Below are 19,353 nucleotides of genomic sequence, written 5' to 3'. Positions count from 1 at the left end.
GTGGGTCGTCAAGGATCGGCGCCAGCGCGAGGGCGCCCCGTCGGGCTACGCCCCGCGGTGCGCCGATCGCTCGGCCCCGTACAGCGCGTACGGGTCGTGGAGCTCGCGCCCCAGCACGTCGCGCATCCAGGCGGCGTCGCGCCCCGAGGCCTCCCGGGTGAGGTCGGAGCGGCCCTCACCGGTCAGGTTGGAGGCGAAGATGCCGGCGGCCGACCTGGGCAGGAAGTCCTCGTACACGAGCGGCAGCAGGGCGCCGGCCTCGTCGCGCACGTAGTACGCGAGGTCGGCGGCGTCGAGCGCCTCGTCGGTGTCCGGCAGCCCCGCGAGACCCTCGCGGTCGTAGACCTCCCGGCCCGCAGGGGTCAGGGCCACGCCGCGCTGCTCGACCTCGCCGAAGCGCACGCGCAGCTCACCCGGCACGACCCTGCCGTCGACCTCGCGGAAGCTCCGCGGCTCCGAGAGCGCGCGGAACGACGTCTGCCGGAGCAGGACGTCGGGTGCGCCCGGGGCGGTGCGCGGCGGACCCTGGATCCGGTCGATCATCACGATCCCCCGGGCCTGCATCCGCTCGTAGAGCGCGTCGATGTCGAGGACCCGCGGCGTGAGGTGGTTGATGTGCGTCGACGAGACCCCGCCGATGTCGGCCGCGACGCTCGAGATCGCCTCGAGCCGGGCGTACCAGGCGCGGTCGACGGGCTCGGGCGACAGGGCGAAGACCTGCGTGGCGAGCTCCAGGAACCGGTCGGCGTCCTCGGGCGAGAGGCTGCCATCTGTCTCCATGCGGTCGGCGAGCTCGAGCAGCTCAGGGGAGAAGAGGGTCCGCGCGTCGAGGAACTCGCGCAGCTCCGCCTCGAGCTGCCCGTCGAAGAAGCGTCGGTCGTCCACGACGAGCACCGACGTGAAGACCCGGAAGGGATTGACCGCGAGCTCCGCGCGGTCAATCGGGCGGAACGCCGTGGAGACGACGGGGATCGGCGGGTTCGCCTCGCGCAGGTCGTAGAAGCCCACGGGATACATGCCGCAGGCGCCGAAGACCCGGCCCACCTGCGCCAGCTCCTCTGGGGTGCCCACCCGGATCGCCCCGTGCCGCTCGGCCGTGACCCGCTGGATGGATCCGAGTCGCTCGGCGTCGGCGCCGCCGGCCGCGAGCACGTCGGCGTTGACGCCCTGGGACACCTCGACGAGCGTCGTGTACGCCGGCACCTCGGTGCCGTACAGCGTGGACAGCGCCTCCGCGAACCGGGCCCGCAGCTGGGTCGGGGTGACCATCAGAGGAACTCGACGCCCTGCGCGAGCGGCAGCTCGGTCCCGTAGTTGATCGTGTTGGTCGTGCGACGCATGTAGTTCCGCCACGCGTCCGAGCCGGACTCCCGGCCACCTCCGGTCTCCTTCTCGCCGCCGAAGGCTCCGCCGATCTCGGCCCCCGAAGGCCCGATGTTGACGTTGGCGATGCCGCAGTCCGAACCGGTCACCGACACGAAGGCCTCGGCCTCGCGGACGTCGAGGGTGAAGATCGAGGAGGAGAGGCCCTGGGTGACCTCGTTGTGCAGGCGCAGCGCCTCGTCGAGCTCGCGGTAGGTGAGCACGTAGAGCAGCGGGGCGAAGGTCTCGGCCCGGACGACCTCACTCTGGTGCGGCATGTCGACGATCGCGGGCCGCACGTAGTGCCCGCCCTCGCCGACCGCCACCGTCTCGCCGCCGGTCACGAGGGTGCCGCCGTCGGCCTGCGCCTGCTCGATCGCCGCGCCGAAGGCCTGCGCCGCGGTCTCGTCGATCAGCGGGCCGACCAGGGTCGACGCCTCCAGCGGCGACCCGACCGGCAGCGTCTCGTACGCGGCGGCGAGACGGGCCACGAGGTCGTCCTTGATCGACTCGTGCACGATGATCCGCCGCAGCGAGGTGCACCGCTGGCCGGCCGTGCCGACGGCCGAGAACACGATGCCGCGGACCGCGAGGTCCACGTCGGCGCTCGGGGCGACGATCGCGGCGTTGTTGCCCCCAAGCTCGAGCAGCGAGCGGCCGAACCGGGCGGCCACGCGGGGAGCGACCTCGCGGCCCATGCGCGTCGAGCCGGTGGCCGAGACGAGCGGCACGCGCGGGTCGTCGACGAGGGCCTCGCCGACCTCGCGGGCGCCGAGCACGACGATCGAGAGGTCGGCCGGCGCTCCGGCGCGGCGAGCGGCCTCGGCGAACAGCGCCTGGCAGGCCAGTGCCGTGAGCAGGGTCTTCTCGGACGGCTTCCAGACGACCGCGTCGCCGCACACGAACGCGAGCGCCGCGTTCCACGACCACACGGCGACCGGGAAGTTGAAGGCGCTGATCACGCCGATGACGCCGAGCGGGTGCCACTGCTCCATCATCCGGTGGCTCGGACGCTCCGTCGCGATCGTCAGGCCGTGCAGCTGGCGGGAGAGGCCGACCGCCAGGTCGCAGATGTCGATCATCTCCTGGACCTCGCCGAGGCCCTCCGACACGATCTTGCCGGCCTCGATCGACACCAGGGCCCCGAGGTCGTCCTTGTGCTCGCGGAGCAGCTCGCCGAGCTCGCGCACCAACCGGCCGCGCACGGGGGCCGGCACGGTGCGCCACTGCAGGAACGCGTCGTGGGCCCGGCCCACGGCCTGCTCCACGTCGGCCGGGCCGTGCGACCGGAGGCGACCGATCACGGCTCCGTCGATCGGGGAGCGTGCCTCCAGGTCGCCGCCGTCGACGACGAAGGGGTCGTCCGCGCCGAGTCGCTGGAGGATGGCCCGGGCCTGCTGTGCTGCGTTCATGTACCGATCATCGCCGTCGTGAACGCAGAAGCACTATCGTGTTAAGCACATCTGAAGGAGAAATCATGGACCGGCTCCCGGACGCGACGCGGCTCGTGACCTTCGCCCGCGTCGCCCGGCACGGCAGCCTCACGGCGGCGGCGCGCTCGCTGGGCTTCACGACGTCGGCGGTCTCCCAGCAGATGGCCGCCCTGGAGACGGAGTGCGGCGTGCGCCTGCTGGACCGCGAGCCGCGCGGCGCAGTGCTCACCGGTGCGGGCGAGGTGCTGCTGCAGCGGGCCGAGGAGCTCGTGCGCCACCTCGACGAGACGGCGACGACGATGGCCCAGCTGGGGGGCGAGCTGGCCGGCCGTGTGCGGGTCTCGACGATCGCCTCGGGAGCGGCCTCGGTGGTGCTGCCCGCCGCCGGGGTGCTCGAGCAGGCGGCGCCGGCCGTGAGCATGACGGTCACGGTGCGCGAGCCCCAGGCGAGCCTCGACGCGATCGACGACGGGGTCGCCGACCTGGCCCTGATCGACGTCTACGACCACGTCCCGCTCGCGCTGCCGACGCACCTCCTGGTCGAGGAGGTGCTCACCGAGCCCCTCGTGCTGGTCTGCGCCGCAGGGGCCGATCTGCCACGACGGCCCACCCTGCGAGCGCTCGCCCACCGCGACTGGGTGCTGCCCCCGGCGACCACGGCGTGCGGCGCGGCCACCCGCCATGCCTGCCGGGCCGACGGCTTCGAGCCGCGCGCCACCTGGGAGACCGACGACCTGCTGCTGCTCGTCGCCGCCGTGTCCCGGGGCGCGGGCATCGCTCTGCTGCCGCGGCGTGCCGTGGCCGACTCCGTCGCCCCCGTCGAGGTCCGGCGCCTGGTCGCACCGGTCCTGCGACGTCGGCTGCTGCTCGTGACCCGCCACGCGGCGTCCCAGCGACCCATCGTGCGGGCGTGCCTCGACGCGATCCACCACGTCGGCCAGCAGGCGCCCCCGCCCGCCGGTTGACGCTCGTACAGTGAGCGCGTGAACCTCGACCCCACCGACCACGCGCTCCTGCGCGCCCTGTCCGCCAGCGGACGGTCGACCTTCGCCCAGCTCGCGGAGGAGACCGGGCTCTCCACGTCCGCGACGCAGGCCCGGGTGCGCCGCCTGGAGGCCGAGGGCGTCATCACGGGCTACCGCGCCGTGATCGATCCCGAGGCCGCCGGCGTGCCCATCGCGGCGTTCGTCGAGATCACGCCGCTCGACCCGGCCCAGCCCGACGACGCGCCCCGCCGCCTCGAGCACATCAGCGAGATCACCGCGTGCCACTCGATCGCGGGCGACGCGAGCTACATGCTCACGGTGCGCGTGCCCACGCCCCGGGCGCTCGAGGAGCTCCTCGGCCGCATCCGCTCCACGGCGGGCGTCCGGACCAGGACCACCGTGGCGCTGCAGACGTTCTTCGAACGGCCAGCCGCCCCCGACCATCAGAAACACGATTGAAACGTATTTTGACAGGTGATTCACCGGCCAATCTTCACTTTCGCCGGCGAATCACCTACCGTGAGGTCATGACTGCGCTCACGGACCACCCTCTGACGACCTCGATCCCGGCCGCGGAGGTCCACGCCTCGCTGAGCCGGCACCTGCTCATCGACGGGTACGACCTCGTCGTCGACCTCGACCGCTCCCAGGGCTCGTACCTGCACGACGCGCGCACGGGCCGCGACTACCTGGACCTGTTCACGTACTTCGCCTCGAACCCGATCGGCACGAATCACCCGGGCCTCACGCAGGACCCCGAGTTCCTCGACCGGCTGCAGCGCGTCGCCGTGCACAAGCCGAGCAACTCCGACGTCTACACGACCCACCTGGCCGACTTCGTCGACACGTTCGCGCGGGTCGTGGGCCACCCCGAGCTGCCGCACCTGTTCTTCATCGACGGTGGCGCCCTGGCGGTCGAGAACGCCCTGAAGGTCGCGTTCGACTGGAAGAGCCGTCTCAACGAGTCGCGCGGCATCGACCCGGAGCTCGGCACGCGGGTGCTGCACCTCGAGGGCGCGTTCCACGGCCGGTCGGGCTACACGCTCTCGCTCACCAACACCGACCCGAACAAGGTCGCCCGCTTCCCGAAGTTCGACTGGCCCCGCATCCCGGCGCCCTACACCGGGCTCGACCCCGACGGCTCGGTCCGCGACGCGGCCGCGCTCGAGGCCGTCACGCTCCAGGCCGCGCGCGACGCCTTCGCGGCCCACCCGCACGACATCGCCTGCTTCCTGATGGAGCCGATCCAGGGCGAGGGCGGCGACCGCCACTTCCGGCCCCAGTTCCTGCAGGCCATGCGCGACCTCTGCCACGAGAACGACGCCCTGTTCGTGCTCGACGAGGTGCAGACCGGCCTCGGCATGACCGGCACGACATGGGCCTTCGAGCACCTGGGTGTCGTGCCCGACGTCGTCGCATTCGGCAAGAAGGCGCAGGTCTGCGGGATCATGGCCGGCGGCCGCGTCGACGAGGTGCCCGACAACTGCTTCGCCGTGGGGTCGCGGATCAACTCCACGTGGGGCGGCAACCTGACTGACATGGTGCGCTCCCAGCGCATCCTCGAGGTCATCGAGCGTGACGGTCTGGTCGCCCGAGCCGCGGACCTCGGCGCCCACCTCGTGGCCCGCCTCCGCGACATCGCGGCCCGGCATCCCCTGGCCAGCAACCCCCGGGGCGCCGGCCTGATGTGCGCGATCGACCTGCCCGACGCCGCCGTGCGGGACCGCGTCGTCAGCGCCCTGCTGGAGCGCGGGGTGCTCGTGCTCGGCTGCGGCACGCGGAGCCTGCGCTTCCGCCCCTCGCTCGCGGTCAGCCTGCACGACCTCGACGCCGGGCTCGACGCGCTCGACGCGGTGCTCGCGACCCTCGGCTGAGCGGTGCACCGGCCGCTCCGGATCACTCCCCGGGGTAGCCCAGGCCGATCTGCCGTCGGACCTCGTCGAGCGTCTCCATGATCGCGACGCTCTCGTGCGGGGGCAGCACGTCCGCGGACGCGCGGCCCTCCCGCACGAGTCGCTCGAGCTCGAGCGCCTGCAGCTGCATGCCGCGGCCGGGCACGGCACCGTCGAAGGCCTCGACCACGCGCCCGTCCGGTGCCACGACCCGCATGGTCGTGGGCCGGTACCAGGTGGGGTCGATCTCGACCCGCCCCTCCGTGCCGAGCACGACCGCGTCGTTGCGGCCCGCGACGTCCAGCGCCGAGTGCGTCACGGCCTGCTGGCCGTCGCCGTACGTCAGCACGACGGTCGTCTGGGCGTCGACCCCGGTGCGCGTCGGCGTCGATCGGGCCGTGACCGTCGTGGGCACCCCGAACACGTCCCAGGCGAACGACACGGGATAGATGCCGAGGTCCAGCAGCGCGCCGCCACCGAGCGCCGGGTCCTGGAGCCGGTGGGACGGATCGGCCGGGAGCCGCTGGCTGTGGTCAGCGGTCAGCGCGCGGACGTCGCCGATCGCGCCCGACCCGATCAGCTCGCGCAGCCGCACCATGTGGGGCAGGAACCGGGTCCACATCGCCTCGAGCACGACCAGCCCCCGGGCGTCGGCCTCGGCCACGACCGCGCGGGCCTCAATGGCGTTGAGCGTGAAGGGCTTCTCGACGAGCACGTGCTTGCCGGCCCGCAGCGCCAGCAGCGCGTGCTCGGCGTGGAACGGGTGCGGGGTGCCGACGTAGACCACGTCGCAACCCGGGTCCTCGACCAGCGCGGCGTAGCTGCCGTGCGCCCGGGCCACGTCGAAGTCGGACGCGAAGGCGTCGGCCGTTGCCTGCGACCGGGACCCGACGGCGCCGAGCTCGAGGCCCGCGACACGGAGGTCGGCCGCGAACTTCCGCGAGATCCCGCCCGGGCCCAGGATGCCCCAACGTAGTCCGGGGCCCACGGAGGTCACGGAGGTCAGGGAGGTCACGGCGACCCCTCGCGGACGTCTCGGGCTCGACGCGCGCGGACGAAGTCGGCCTCGACCTGACCGCCCACGACGAAGTGGCGGGTGCCGACGACCTCGAGGCCCTGCTTGGCGTAGAAGGCGTTGGCACGCTGGTTGAGCTGGTTCACCCCGAGCCACAGCGTCGCGGCCGACGCCTCTCGCGCTGCGCCCTCGACCGCGTCCAGCAGGGCTCGTGCGACTCCGGCGCCGTGGCCGTCGGGGTGCACGTAGAGCTTGCTGAGCTCGCACCACGGGCCCTCGGGCACGGCCTCGCGCACGTCGGGGTCCTGGGGAGGCCCGAGCTTGGCCAGCGCGTAGCCCCGGAGGCGGTCGTCGACGTCGGCCACGAGGACCGTGTGGTCGGGGTGCGCGAGGTGCACCCGAAAGGCAGCGACGCTGAGGTGCTCGGCGACGAAGCCGTCGATCGCCTCCGCCGGCAGGTGGGCGGGGCAGGCGAGGGGAAAGGTGAGCGCCGCGAGCTCGTGCAGCGCCTGGACCTCCTGCTCCCGCGCCGGGCGGACGACCGTGACCATGGCGCCAGCGTAGGACGCCGATCCGTCACGCCATCAGTGCGACGGCGTGGACGGCGTAGTCGCGGGCCACCTCCGAGGCCGAGAGCGGCCCGTCGCTGCGGAACCACGACGGCAGGGAGGTGCACATCGTGGCGATCGCCCGCGCCGCGACGCGGGGCCTCGCGACCGTGAAGCGCCCGATCTCGATGCATCGGTCGACCTGGGCGTCGAGCAGGTGCTGCACCTCGTCGCGCAGGCCCACGATCCGGGCGTGGTCGGGCTCGTGGAGGGCCCGCATCTCGGTCGCACCCAGGAACGCCAGGTCCCCGCGCGTGGCATGGAACAGCGCGAGGGACTCGACCATGAGCGAGAACCCGTCGACCGGGTCGGTGCCGTCGTCGCGCGCGGCGAGCAGGCGCCACCGGATCTCCGCCATGGTCACGTCCAGCAGCGCGACGATGAGCTCCTGCTTGCTCCCGTGGTGGTGGTAGACACCGGCGGTGCTCAGGCCCGCCTCCTCGGCGACCTGACGCATCGTCGCCGCGTGGTACCCGTGGCGCACGAAGACCTGCGAGGCCGCCTCCAGCACGGGGTCGAGCCGGAGGTCGCCGTACTCGCGCCAGCTGCCGGTGCCGGGCACGGCAGGCGCCGCGGGCCGGACCACCTCGCCGCGCAGGAGGGACTCGACCGTCGTGTCGAGTGCCGCGGCGACCAGGCGGGTGCGCTCGATCGTCAGCGGGGCGAGGCCGCGCTCGAGGGCGCTGAGCGTGGCGGGGCTCAGGTCGAGGCTCGCCGCCAAGGAGCGGAGGCTGACCCCGCGGGCCTCGCGCGTCGCGCGGATCATCGGCCCGACCTCGTGTTCGGTCACGCCGAACACAATAGCGAGCCGGAGACCCTTATGTTCACTGAACACCTACTGTACGATCGTGTGGTCAGTGTTCGGAGTTTGAGAGGTGTCGTCATCGTGTCCGCAGATCTCGCCGACCTGGTCCGCCCCGACGCCCTGGGCCCGGCCCTCGCGGCGGCCACGAGCGACGACCGCTGGCGCACCTTCACCTGGGAGCTCGTCACCGGCGGCAAGTCGAACCTGACGTTCTTCCTGCGCTCGTCGGCCGGTGAGCTGGTGCTGCGCCGCCCCCCGAGCGGCAAGCTCCTCCCCAAGGCCCACGACATGCGTCGCGAGGCCCGCGTCCAGGCGGCACTGGCCGGCTCCGACGTGCCCGTCCCGGCCATCGTGCTGAGCGACGACGGCGACGTCCTCGGCCTGCCCTGCTACGTCATGGAGCGCGTCGCGGGTGACGTCGTCCGCGACACCCTGCCCGAGACCTACGCGAGCGCCGAGTCCCGCCAGGCCCTCGGCCACGGGTTCGTCGAGACGCTCGCGCGGATCCACACGACCGACCCGGCCGCGGTCGGCCTGGCCGACTACGGGCGGCCCGAGGGGTTCGTCGAGCGCCAGGTGCGGCTCTGGGCGGGCCAGTGGGAGAAGTCCCTGACCCACGAGGTCCCCGAGATGACCGAGCTCGGCCGCCGCCTCGCCGAGCGGATCCCCGCCCAGCAGCGCTCCTCGATCGTCCACGGCGACTACAAGCTCGACAACCTCGTGCTCCACCCGACCGAGCCCGGTCGCATCGCGGCGGTCCTCGACTGGGAGATGTCGACCCTGGGCGATCCGCTGACCGACCTCGGCCTGCTGATGCTCTACTGGCGCGGCACCGACGACCTCCCCCTGACGCTGATCCCCCCGGTCAGCCACCTCGCCGGCATGCCCAGCCGCGACGACCTGCTCGGCTGGTACGCCGCGCTGACCGACATTGACCTGGCCGAGATCGACTTCTACCAGGCGTTCGCCCACTTCAAGTTCGCCGCCGTCGCCCAAGGGGTCCAGGCCCGGGGCCGCGCGGGCAGCGCCGCCGGCCAGGACTTCGGCGACCTCGACACCGAGATCGTGGGCCTCGCGGCCCGCGGCCTCGACCACCTCTGAGACGACCCCACCACCCCACCGACACCGAGCCCCGGGAGATCCGATGGACTTCACCCCGTCCCCACGCGCCGCCGAGATGAGCGAGCAGATGTGGGACTTCATGACCGAGCACGTGCTGCCGGCCGAGCCCGTCTGGGCGGCCCACCTGGCGGAGCACGGGCCGCACACGCACCCGCCCGTCATGGAGGAGCTCAAGGCCGAGGCCCGTCGCCGCGGCCTGTGGAACCTCTTCCACCACACGTACTCCGGCCTCAGCAACGTGGAGTACGCCGCGATCGCCGAGATCAGCGGCTGGTCACCCGTCCTGGCCCCGGAGGCGATCAACTGCCAGGCCCCCGACACCGGCAACATGGAGACCCTCGAGCTCTTCGCGACCCCGGAGCAGCGCGAGCGGTGGCTCGAGCCCCTCCTCGACGGCACCATCCGGTCCGCCTTCGCGATGACCGAGCCGGCTGTCGCGTCCTCCGACGCCACCAACATCGAGATGCGCATCGAGCGCGACGGGGCCGACTACGTCATCAACGGCCGCAAGTGGTTCATCTCGGGTGCCGCCGACGAGCGCTGCAAGATCTTCATCGTGATGGGCAAGACCAACCCGGACGCGGAGTCGCACCGCCAGCAGTCGATGATCCTGGTCGAGCGCGACACCCCGGGCATGGTCATCGAGCGCCACCTGCCCCTGTTCGGCTACCAGGACCAGCACGGCCACTCGGAGATCACCTTCACCGACGTCCGCGTGCCGGCCACGAACCTGCTGGCGAACGAGGGCGACGGGTTCGCGATCGCCCAGGCCCGCCTCGGCCCCGGCCGCGTGCACCACGCGATGCGGGCGATCGGCATGGCCGAGCGAGCCCTTGAGCTCCTGGTCGACCGTGCCGAGACCCGGGTCGCGTTCGGCAAGCCGCTGATCGAGCAGTCCAACGTGCAGGACGCGATCGCCCAGTCGCGCATCGAGATCGAGCAGGCCCGCCTGCTGGTCTACCGCTGCGCGTGGCTCATCGACCAGGGCGGCGCCAAGAACGCCCGCTCCGAGGTCTCCGAGATCAAGATCGCCGCACCCGCCATGGCCTGCGCCGTGATCGAGCGCGCGATCGAGGTCTTCGGCGCCGCCGGCGTCTCCGACGACACCCCGCTCGCGTACTTCTCCGCCTGGGCCCGGGTCCTGCGCATCGTCGACGGACCCGACGCCGTCCACCGCCGCACCATCGCCCGCCTCGAGCGCCGTCGCCCGCGCCGGGTCACGGGCGACGCGCTCTAGCGGTCAGCGCGTGCGGGCTCGGTGACGCGGAACCGGGCCCGTAGGCGCCAGATCTGCACGGCCGCGACGGCCCACAGCACGAACTGCGCGCTGAGGGCGAGCGTGAAGGCGCCCGGCGTGTAGGTGCCGTCGGCGTCCCGCGAGCCGAGGTCGAGCAGCGCACCGACCACCAGGATGATCGTCAGGCTCGCGAGGAACCCGCCCTGGTTGACCATCCCGACCGCGGAGGCCAGCCGGTCCGGAGGGTTGGCCAGGCGGGCGAAGTCGAAGCCGATCATCGCCATCGGACCGGCTGCACCGACCACGACCACGAGGACCGTCAGCAGCCACACCGGCGCGGCTCCCGGCCAGAGCAGGACGACGGCCCACAGGCCCGCGACCGTGCCGATCGACCCGAGCACGAGGTCGGAGCGGCGGTCCGGGAACCGCGTCACGAACCAGCCGACGACCGGGGCCATGCTGATCACGGCCACGACCATGACGGTCAGCAGCACGCCCGCCGTGGCCTCCGAGGTGCCCTCGCTGCGCACGAAGAACGGGAAGCCCCACAGCAGACCCAGCAACGACGCGCTGAAGTGCTGCGAGAAGTGGATCCAGAACCCGAGCCGCGTGCCGGTCTCGGCCCAGGACAGCGCCAGGCTGGTCCGGACCGTCGCCAGGCTCATGGTGGCGCCCGACAGGGTGCGCCGTCCGGGCTCGTCGCGCACGACCACGAGCACCAGCAGCGCCACCACCACGCCCACCGCCGCGACCGTCAGGTAGGACCGCTCCCACCCGAACCGTCCCAGCGCCCAGGTCATGGGCACCGCCGCCGCGATCGTGCCGATCTGGCCGAGCGGGCCGGTCAGCTGGGTCACGAGCGGGATCCGGCGGGCGGGGAACCACGAGCTGATCAGCCGCAGGCAGCACACGAAGGTCGTCGCGTCACCGACCCCCACCGACACCCGGGCCAGCAGGGCGAGGGCAAAGGAGTCGGTCAGCGCGAACGCGACCTGGCCCAGGCTCATCGCAAGCAGGCCCGCCAGGAGCACGCGGCCGGAGCCGAAGCGGTCGACGAGCAGCCCCACCGGGATCTGCAGGACCGCGTACACCGCGAGCTGCAGCACGACGAAGGACGCGAGCTGCGTCGCCGAGATGTCGAAACGGTCCGTGGCGTAGATGCCGGCGACCGCGAGCGAGGACCGGTGGAAGGCCCCCAGCCCGTACGCGGCGACGGCGACGCCCCACACGGTCCACGCCGCGCGCGAGGTGATCGCCGGACGGCTGCTCATCGTGGTCAGTACACCGCGAGGCGGCCTCCGTCGATCGGGATCACGGCCCCGGTGGTGTAGCTGCTGGCATCGCTCGCCAGGTGGACCACCATGCCGGCGAGCTCCGCCGGCAGCCCGAGTCGTTCCGCCGGCAGACGGTCGGTGACCGCACTGATGAACGCCTCGTCCCAACCCGCAGCCATGTCGGTCGCGAAGGCGCCGGGCATGATGCAGTTGACCCGCACGGTGGGGGCGTACTCCTGCGCGAACGACATCGTCAGGGCGTTGAGTCCGGCCTTGGCCGCGGTGTAGACGGCCTCGCTCGGGCCGGGTCGTTGCGAGCCGATGCTGGAGATGTTGACGATCGAGCCGCCACCGCCGCGGACCATCTGCTCACCGGCGACCGCCATGAGGCGGAACGGCCCCTTGAGGTTGACCTCCATCGTCTTCTCGTAGAGCCCCTCGCCCAGCTCGAGCAGCGAGGGGGACTGCGGGGCGATGCCCGCGTTGTTGACGAGGACGTCGAGGGTGCCCAGCTCGGACTCGACGCGGGCCAGGGCCGGCGCGATGGCGTCCCAGTCCCCCACGTGCAGGGGGAGGGCGAGCGTGCGGACGCCGGTCGACTCGGTGATCTCGCGGGCCGTGGCCTCGCAGGCGTCGGCCTTCCGGCTCGACACGACGACGGTCGCGCCGGCCTCGGCCAGGCCCTGGGCGATCGCCCGGCCGAGGCCGCGCGTGGCGCCGGTGACGAGGGCGATCTTGCCCTCGAGGACGTTCGACATGATCAGTCTCCTGTGGTCGTGGTGGGGGTCGGGCCGAGGCTCAGGACGCGATCCAGACGCTCTTGATGTGCGTCAGCTCGTGCACCATCTCCTCGCCGAGCGTGCGGCCGTAGCCCGACTGCTTGACGCCGCCGTACGAGACGGTCGGGTAGCCGGCCTGGTAGGTGTTGACCCACACGGTGCCGACGTCGAGGCCCTCGATCATCCGCTGGCTGCGGCCGAGGTCGTTGGTGAAGACGCCGGCGGCGAGGCCGTAGTCGATGTCGTTGCCGATGCGCAGCGCGTCGGCCTCGTCGTCGAACGGGATGACCGACATGACCGGGCCGAAGATCTCCTCCTGTGCGATCCGCATGTCGTTGCGCACCTCGGTGAAGATGACGGGCTCGTGGAAGAAGCCGCCGTCACCGGTCAGACCACCGTTGAGCGCGACCTCGACGCCCTCGGACCGGCCGAGGTCGACGTAGCTGGCCACGCGGTCGAGCTGGGTCTGCGAGACGAGCGGGCCGAGCGTCGACTCGGGGTCGAAGACGTTGCCGACCTTGACCGAGCGGCTGGCGTCGACCATCGCGGCCACGAACTCGTCGTGGATGGACCGCTGGACCAGGACGCGCGACCCGGCCGTGCAGATCTGGCCCGACCCGCTCCACACCGCGGCCGTGGCGGCCGCCGCCGTCGAGGCGATGTCGACGTCGTCGAACACGATGAAGGGGCTCTTGCCGCCCAGCTCGAGCGCGACCGGGGTCAGGGTCTTGGCCGCGGCGATCTGGATCGCGCGGCCCGTGGCCGCCGAGCCGGTGAACGAGATGAAGTCCGTGCCCGGGTGCTCGACCAGCGCCGACCCGACGGCCTGGCCCGTGCCCTGCAGGACGTTGAAGACGCCCGGCGGGATGCCCGCCTCGACCGCGAGCTCCGCCATCAGCACGGCGCTCATCGGGGTGTTCTCGGCGGCCTTCAGGATCATGCAGTTGCCGGCGGCCAGCGCGGCGGCAGCCATCGCGACGACGGCGCTCGGGCCGTTCCACGGCACGATCGCGGCGACCACGCCACGCGGCAGGCGACGGTGCTGCACGTTCATGCCGGCGGGCACGGGCGGGATCGAGCCCTGCAGCTTGGTCGGCCACCCGGCGAAGTAGGCCGTGGCGTTGACGCCGAAGTCCTCGATGAAGGAGGTGTAGGTGCGGAGCAGGCCGGCGTCGACCGCGTCGAGGTCACCGAAGATCGTGCGGTGCTGGTCGATCGTCCGCGAGAAGCTGTGGAGGCGGGCCTCCTTTTCCAGCGGCGAGAGGTTGCGCCACACGCCGTCGTCGAAGGCGCGGCGCGAGCTCGCGACCACGCGGTCGACGTCGGCGGCGGTGCCGCTGGCGGCCGTGGCGACCTGGATGCCGGTCGAGGGATCGATGACGGGCATCGTGCCGCCCTCGATCGACTCCACGACCTCCCCGTCGATCACGTGGCCGAAGAACTTGTCCGTGAAGTAGCTCATGGTCGGCGCGGACACGTGGGACAGGGTGGGGGACAGCTCGGTGGTCATGGGGATTCCTCTCGAGGGAAACGTCGGATGGTGGGCGGTCAGATTCCGCGGGACGCCAGGACGGCCTCGCGCGCGGCGCGCACGGAGCCGAAGGCCGACCGGTCGGTGAGGGCGCGTCGCACGTGACGGTGCGCGTCGTGCTCCCAGGTGAAGCCGATGCCGCCGTGCAGGTGCACGGTCTCCTCGGCGCAGGTCGTGTAGGCCGTCGACGCGGCGACGGCCGCGATGGCGGACGCCTCGACGACGTGGTCCGGCGACTCGTCGAGCGCCCACACCAGGTGGGCGAGGGCCGAGCGTGCCTCGTCGACGCGCAGCGCCAGGTCGGCGCACTGGTGCTTGAGCGACTGGAACGAGCCGATCACGCGGCCGAACTGCACGCGGGTGTTCAGGTACGCGACCGTCATGGCGAGGCACGCCGCGGCGCCGCCCACCTGGTCGGCCGTCAGCGCGAGCGTCGTCCAGTGGTCGAGCGTGGCCAGCACCGCCGGGTCGGCCGTGCCGAGCAGCCGCGCGGGCGCGGCGTCGAGCGTGATCCTCGCGAACTGGCGCGTGACGTCGATCGCCTCCTGGGCCTCGCGCACGACGTCGCCCTCGATCGCGAACAGGCCGATCGCGTCGTCGACCGGCGCCAGCACGAGCAGCAGGTCGGCGCCGACGCCGTCGAGGACCCGGCTCGCCGAGCCCGACAGCGTCCAGTCGCCCCCCTCCGTGGCGGGGCCACTGGCGGGGCTGGCCTCGATCGCCCGGCTCCACGGAGCCAGCGTCGCGACGACCGATCCCGTCAGCAGCTGGGGCAGGAGCTCGTCGCGAGCGTCCGTCGTCGCGATCAGGCGGAGTGCGGTCTGGGCGCGGACGGCCGAGCTCAGCACGGGCAGTGGGCTGAGCGTGCGGCCGGCCTCCACCAGCACCGCGGCGAGCATCGCGGCGCCGCCGTCGAGGCCGCCGTCGTCCTCGGGCTCGAGGATCGCGCTCACCCCGAGGTCCTGGCACGCCCGCACCCACGCGGCACGGTCGTACCGGGGGGAGTCGTCGTCGTCCAGGACCACCCGGTGGCGGTCGAAGAAGTCCGACGCGACCGACCGGACGTCGCCGATCTCGGGGCTCTCGACACTGATCATGCGACACCAGCCTTCTCGGACAGCTCGGCGCGCACGGCACGGCGCAGCAGCTTGCCCGTCTCGTTGAACGGCAGCTCGTCACGGATGTGGAAGGCCACCGGCACCCGGGTCGAGCGCAGCTCGGCGCGCACCCGCGCAACGAGCTCGGACTCGAGGTCGTCGAGCTCGCCGTCGATCACCACCACGGCCTCGACGCGCTCACCCCACTCGACGTCGGGGACCCCGACGACCGCTGCGGCCCGGACCCGGGGGTGGGCCGTCAGCACGTCCTCGACCTCCTCGGGGGAGATGTTCTCGCCACCGCGCACGATGACGTCGTCGGCCCGCCCGCGCAGGTACAGGAAGCCGTCGTGGTCCTGGTGACCCTGGTCGCGCGTGGCGTACCAGCCGTCGGCGTCGACGACGGAGTGCGACGTGTACTCGCCGGAGACCTGCTCGCCGCGGACGTACACCTCACCGATCTCGCCCGCCGGGACCACGGTGCCGTCGGCGGCCCGGACCTCCAGCTCGATGCTGGGCACGGGACGCCCGACCGACCCGAGGCGCCGCCGCACGGCGGGGTCCTCGCTGGCCATCGCGTCGCGGTGGTCGTCGGGGCCGAGGATCGTGACGGTCGAGCTGGTCTCGGTCAGTCCGTAGGCGTTGACGAAGTCGACGTGCGGCAGCATCCGCACGGCGCGCTCGACGACCTCGACCGGCATCCGGCCACCGCCGTACGACAGGTGGCGCAGGGCCGGGAGGGTCTCGCCCGTCGCCTCGAGCACGTCGAGGATCCGGCCCAGCATCGTGGGCACGACCATCGCGTGGGTCACGCGCTCGCGCGCCGCCGTGGCCACCCAGGACTCGGGCGTGAAGCTCGGCAGCTGCACGATGCGGCGGCCGCCGAAGATCGATCCGAGGACCGAGCTGATGCCGGCGATGTGGTAGTTCGGGACCGAGACCATGATGGCCTCCTCGGGTCCGGCGTGACCGAACTCGACGGTCGACATGACGTACGAGAACAGGTGGCGGTGCCGCAGCACCGCGATCTTCGGGGTGCCCGTCGTGCCGCTCGTGAACAGCAGCACCGCCGGGGACTCGCTGTCGACCAGCTCGGGCTCGACGTCCGCGCCCGGGGCGCGCGTGGCGGTCAGCAGGTCGCGCGTCGCGCGGACCACGTCGCGGTCGCCGACGTCGACGACGCTCGCGACGCCCTCGCCGCGGAAGAGGGCGATCGGGCTCAGGCGGCCGACCGCCTCGGTCAGCCGGTCGTCGGCCAGGCGGTAGTTGAGCGGCGCGAGCGGGACACCCGCGGCCGCGGCACCGAACAGGGCCACGGGGAACGCCGCCGTGTTCAGGTCGAGCAGGCCCACGTGCTCGGCGCCGTCACCGCGGAGCAGCTCGCCCACCGCGAGCGAGCGCTCGAGCAGGTCGCCGTACGTGAGGTGCTCGTCGCCCGAGGTCACGGCGACGCGGTCGTGATCGAGCTCGACCGCCATCGTCAGCAGCATCAGGATGCTCACGGCACGTCAGTCCGATGCCGGCAGCGACTTGGCCGCCTTGAGCTCGAGGATCTCGCCGTCGACCGAGAGCGAGCCGTCGCCACCGGCGACGCACATGACCTCGAGGCCGGATGCCGCGTGGGTGTAGCGCTTGCCGAGCTGGGTTCCGCCGTCGTGGCCGGGGGCCACGTCGCCCGAGGGATCACCCTCGAGCTTCTCGACGACCTCGGCCCCGCCGCAGGCGAGGGTGACGTCGGCGGCCCGCACGACGACCACGTTGGTCGCGCACACGGCGCTCCTGAGTCGCTGTCCGACCTTCATGACACGTTCCTTCCGTGGGGCTGGACGCCGTCCAGCAAGTCCAGTGCTCGTCGAGCCAGGGAGGCGACGGGTCCACCGCGCTCCCCCATGCGGGGATCGGTGGACTCGCCACGGACCCATCGCATGTACAGCTGTTGCATGATGATGGCCGTCTTCCAGCAGCCGAGGGCCTCGTACCAGAGCAGGTCCTCGCGCGTCAGGTCAAGACCACGCCGCTGGGCGTAGCGCTCGACCAGCTCGGCCTTCGACGGCAGCCCGAGCTTCTCGATCCCCGGGAGCGCGATCGCGCCCTGCGCGCCTTCCTCGGGCCAGTAGTTGAGCAGCGTGCCGAGATCGGCCAGCGGGTCGCCGAGCGTGGCCATGTCCCAGTCGAAGACCGAGGCCACCCGATCGGGATCGTCGACGGCGAACTGGCAGTTGTCGATCTTGAAGTCGTTGTGGATGATCGCGCCCGAGGCACGGTCCGGGAGCAGCTCGCGCAGGCGCTCGCCGACCTCGGCGACGACCTCCTTGCCGTCCTCGGCCACGGCGGCCCAGCGCTTGAGCCAGCCGCCGACCTGGCGCTCGAGGTAGCCCTCCGGGCGCCCGAGGTCGGCGAGGCCGACGGCCTCGGGGTCGACGTCGTGCAGGTCGGCCAGGGCCTCCGCGACGGCGAGGCCGACGGCCCGGCCCGCGTCCGCGTGGTGCGCCATCGTCTCCGGGATCTCGTTCCAGATCACGACGCCGGAGCGGTACTCCGAGACGAGGAACGGCGCGCCGATGACGTCGACGTCCTCGCAGAGGGCCAGCGCCCTCGGGGCACGGTCGAACTGCGCGTGGAGCTTCGACAGCACGCGGTACTCGCGCACCATGTCGTGCGCGCCCGGCGCGACCTGCCCGAAGGGAGGACGGCGCACCACGAGACGGGTGTCGCCGATCGTGACCTGGTAGGTCAGGTTGGCCGAGCCGCGCGGGAACTGCAGCACCGAGAACTCACCCTCGAGGCCGTCGACGTGCTCGCGCAGGTACGCCTCGAGCTTCGGCCAGTCGAGCTCCTCGCCCGCCCGGACCGGAGCGGTCTCGGTCGTGGCCTCGGCGCTCGTCGTGGTCTCACTCATTCAGCACCGACCAGGTCGTCGAGCGAGGCGAGCCGGTCACCGAACTTGAGCTCGGCGGCCTCACGCAGGGCGATCTTGTGGCGGGTCGGGAACAGGCCCGGGGCCGGCGTGGCGCCCCGGAGCAGCTGCTTGGCGACCTGCAGCTGGTGCAGCTCGGTCGCACCGTCGGCGAGGGCCATGTGGTGGGCCTCCGCCGACCACTGCCCCAGGGGCAGCTCGGTCGAGATGCCGAGCGAGCCATGCAGCTGGATGGCCCGGCCGACGACATCGCTGAGCACCTTGGGCATCGCGGCCTTGACGGCCGAGATGTCGGCGATGACCTTGCGGTAGTCCTGGTACTGATCGATCTTCCACGCGGTCTGCAGCACGAGCAGGCGGAACTGCTGGTACTGGATCCACGAGTCGGCGATCATCGTCTTGACGAGCTGCCGATCGGCCAGCGTGCCCTCGCCGCTGCGGCGCGACACGGAGCGCTCGAGCATCATGTCGATCGACTCGCGCACGAGTCCGACGGTGCGCATCGCGTGGTGGATGCGCCCGCCGCCGAGGCGGGTCTGCGCCACGGCGAAACCCTCGCCGCGGTTGCCGAGGATGTGGTCCTTCGGGATGCGCACGTCGTTGTACTGCACGTAGGCGTGCGTGCCCTCGACCTCGTCGTGGCCGTAGACGCCGACGTTGCGGATGATCTCGATGCCGGGGGTGTCGGCCGGCACCACGAACATCGAGGCCCGACGGTGGCGGTCGGCCTCAGGGTCGGTGACCGCCATGACGATGAAGAAGCTCGAGAAGCGGGCGTGCGAGGAGAACCACTTCTGGCCCGACAGGACCCAGCTGTCCCCGTCGTCGAACGCGCGGGTCACGAACGCGGTCGGGTCGGACCCGCCCTGCGGCTCGGTCATCGAGTAGCAGGAGGCGATCTCGTTGTCGATGAGCGGCTTGAGGTAGCGCTCCTTGAGCTCCGGGGTGCCGTAGTGCGCGAGGATCTCACCGTTGCCCGAGTCCGGCGCGTGGTTGCCGAAGACGACGGGGCCGGCGTGCGTGTGACCCAGCACCTCGTTGAGCAGCGCGAGCTTGAGCTGGCCGTAGCCCTGGCCGCCGAGCTCCGGTCCGAGGTGGCAGGCCCAGAGGTTGCGCTCGCGGACCTTCTCCTGCAGGGGTCGGATCAGGGCGTTGCGCACGGGGTCGTTCACGTCCCACGCGTGCTCGACGATCTGGTCGAGCGGCTCGATCTCGGTCCGGACGAGCTCCTCGGCCCAGTCCAGGTCCTTCTGGTACTCCGCGTCGGTCTCGAATCCCCACGTCATGTCGTCTCC

Annotated in this window: 18 protein-coding genes; 5 read left to right on the top strand and 13 right to left on the bottom strand. The window is 72.2% G+C overall.

The window, feature by feature from the left end:
* Positions 1-45 precede the first annotated feature (45 nt).
* Both hglS and amaB read right to left on the bottom strand, forming a co-directional pair.
* The gene (gene hglS, locus V6S66_RS01660) at positions 46-1,269 is read right to left on the bottom strand and encodes a 2-oxoadipate dioxygenase/decarboxylase (protein ID WP_334205041.1); all 1,224 of its coding nucleotides are present in this window, start codon (positions 1,267-1,269) and stop codon (positions 46-48) included.
* On the bottom strand, positions 1,269-2,774 hold the full coding sequence (amaB, locus tag V6S66_RS01655; protein ID WP_334205040.1) for an L-piperidine-6-carboxylate dehydrogenase: 1,506 nt from the start codon (positions 2,772-2,774) through the stop codon (positions 1,269-1,271). Before amaB ends, hglS begins: the two co-directional genes overlap by 1 nt.
* Before the next feature lie 65 nt (positions 2,775-2,839).
* Between amaB and V6S66_RS01650 the strand changes: the two genes are divergently transcribed.
* The 3 genes from V6S66_RS01650 to lat all read left to right on the top strand — a co-directional run bounded on the left by V6S66_RS01650 (position 2,840) and on the right by lat (position 5,655).
* The gene (locus V6S66_RS01650; protein WP_334205039.1) at positions 2,840-3,760 is read left to right on the top strand and encodes a LysR family transcriptional regulator; all 921 of its coding nucleotides are present in this window, start codon (positions 2,840-2,842) and stop codon (positions 3,758-3,760) included.
* Positions 3,761-3,778: 18 nt separating this feature from the next.
* Positions 3,779-4,240 (top strand): Lrp/AsnC family transcriptional regulator, encoded by a 462-nt coding sequence (locus V6S66_RS01645; protein ID WP_334205038.1) that lies wholly within the window; start codon positions 3,779-3,781, stop codon positions 4,238-4,240.
* A gap of 68 nt (positions 4,241-4,308) precedes the next feature.
* Positions 4,309-5,655 carry an L-lysine 6-transaminase gene (gene lat / locus V6S66_RS01640; protein WP_334205037.1) on the top strand — a complete coding sequence of 449 codons (1,347 nt, stop codon included), beginning with the start codon at positions 4,309-4,311 and terminating at the stop codon, positions 5,653-5,655.
* A 22-nt stretch (positions 5,656-5,677) separates the two neighbouring features.
* On the opposite strand, the gene V6S66_RS01635 is transcribed toward lat, so the two are convergent.
* Genes V6S66_RS01635 through V6S66_RS01625 form a run of 3 tightly spaced genes read right to left on the bottom strand, consistent with a single transcriptional unit; the run spans position 5,678 to position 8,086 of the window.
* The gene (locus tag V6S66_RS01635) at positions 5,678-6,688 is read right to left on the bottom strand and encodes a Gfo/Idh/MocA family protein (protein WP_334205036.1); all 1,011 of its coding nucleotides are present in this window, start codon (positions 6,686-6,688) and stop codon (positions 5,678-5,680) included.
* Entirely contained in the window at positions 6,685-7,239 is a 555-nt protein-coding gene (locus V6S66_RS01630; protein ID WP_334205035.1) for a GNAT family N-acetyltransferase, read from the bottom strand. The genes V6S66_RS01635 and V6S66_RS01630 overlap by 4 nt, the downstream gene beginning before the upstream one ends.
* 25 nt (positions 7,240-7,264) lie before the next feature.
* A complete protein-coding gene (locus tag V6S66_RS01625) occupies positions 7,265-8,086 on the bottom strand; it encodes a TetR family transcriptional regulator (protein WP_334205034.1) in 822 nt (273 codons plus the stop codon).
* 96 nt (positions 8,087-8,182) lie between these two features.
* Here V6S66_RS01625 and V6S66_RS01620 point away from each other — a divergent pair, with 96 nt between their 5' ends.
* Both V6S66_RS01620 and V6S66_RS01615 read left to right on the top strand, forming a co-directional pair.
* The gene (locus V6S66_RS01620; protein WP_334205033.1) at positions 8,183-9,202 is read left to right on the top strand and encodes a phosphotransferase family protein; all 1,020 of its coding nucleotides are present in this window, start codon (positions 8,183-8,185) and stop codon (positions 9,200-9,202) included.
* A gap of 43 nt (positions 9,203-9,245) precedes the next feature.
* Positions 9,246-10,460 (top strand): acyl-CoA dehydrogenase family protein, encoded by a 1,215-nt coding sequence (locus tag V6S66_RS01615; RefSeq protein WP_334205032.1) that lies wholly within the window; start codon positions 9,246-9,248, stop codon positions 10,458-10,460.
* Here V6S66_RS01615 and V6S66_RS01610 read toward each other — a convergent pair.
* Genes V6S66_RS01610 through V6S66_RS01575 form a run of 8 tightly spaced genes read right to left on the bottom strand, consistent with a single transcriptional unit; the run spans position 10,457 to position 19,344 of the window.
* Positions 10,457-11,731 carry an MFS transporter gene (locus V6S66_RS01610; RefSeq protein WP_334205031.1) on the bottom strand — a complete coding sequence of 425 codons (1,275 nt, stop codon included), beginning with the start codon at positions 11,729-11,731 and terminating at the stop codon, positions 10,457-10,459. The two genes, V6S66_RS01615 and V6S66_RS01610, sit on opposite strands and share 4 nt — an antisense overlap.
* A gap of 5 nt (positions 11,732-11,736) precedes the next feature.
* Positions 11,737-12,492: an SDR family NAD(P)-dependent oxidoreductase gene (locus V6S66_RS01605; protein ID WP_334205030.1), complete on the bottom strand. Its 756-nt coding sequence runs from the start codon at positions 12,490-12,492 to the stop codon at positions 11,737-11,739.
* Between the two features lie 40 nt (positions 12,493-12,532).
* The gene (locus tag V6S66_RS01600) at positions 12,533-14,023 is read right to left on the bottom strand and encodes an aldehyde dehydrogenase family protein (RefSeq protein WP_334205029.1); all 1,491 of its coding nucleotides are present in this window, start codon (positions 14,021-14,023) and stop codon (positions 12,533-12,535) included.
* A gap of 38 nt (positions 14,024-14,061) precedes the next feature.
* The gene (locus tag V6S66_RS01595; RefSeq protein WP_334205028.1) at positions 14,062-15,141 is read right to left on the bottom strand and encodes an acyl-CoA dehydrogenase family protein; all 1,080 of its coding nucleotides are present in this window, start codon (positions 15,139-15,141) and stop codon (positions 14,062-14,064) included.
* Positions 15,138-16,643, bottom strand: a complete 1,506-nt coding sequence (locus tag V6S66_RS01590; RefSeq protein ID WP_334205027.1) for a class I adenylate-forming enzyme family protein — start codon at positions 16,641-16,643, stop codon at positions 15,138-15,140. The genes V6S66_RS01595 and V6S66_RS01590 overlap by 4 nt, the downstream gene beginning before the upstream one ends.
* A gap of 6 nt (positions 16,644-16,649) precedes the next feature.
* On the bottom strand, positions 16,650-16,943 hold the full coding sequence (locus V6S66_RS01585; protein WP_334205026.1) for a hypothetical protein: 294 nt from the start codon (positions 16,941-16,943) through the stop codon (positions 16,650-16,652).
* Positions 16,940-18,040: a phosphotransferase family protein gene (locus V6S66_RS01580; protein WP_334205025.1), complete on the bottom strand. Its 1,101-nt coding sequence runs from the start codon at positions 18,038-18,040 to the stop codon at positions 16,940-16,942. The genes V6S66_RS01585 and V6S66_RS01580 overlap by 4 nt, the downstream gene beginning before the upstream one ends.
* Positions 18,037-19,344, bottom strand: a complete 1,308-nt coding sequence (locus V6S66_RS01575) for an acyl-CoA dehydrogenase family protein (RefSeq protein ID WP_334205024.1) — start codon at positions 19,342-19,344, stop codon at positions 18,037-18,039. Before V6S66_RS01575 ends, V6S66_RS01580 begins: the two co-directional genes overlap by 4 nt.
* Positions 19,345-19,353: the final 9 nt, after the last annotated feature.

This window comes from Aeromicrobium sp. Sec7.5, from assembly GCF_036867135.1.
Taxonomy (GTDB): domain Bacteria; phylum Actinomycetota; class Actinomycetes; order Propionibacteriales; family Nocardioidaceae; genus Aeromicrobium.
The sequence above is the reverse complement of the archived record's forward strand: the minus strand, read 5'-3'. Positions and strand labels throughout refer to the sequence as shown.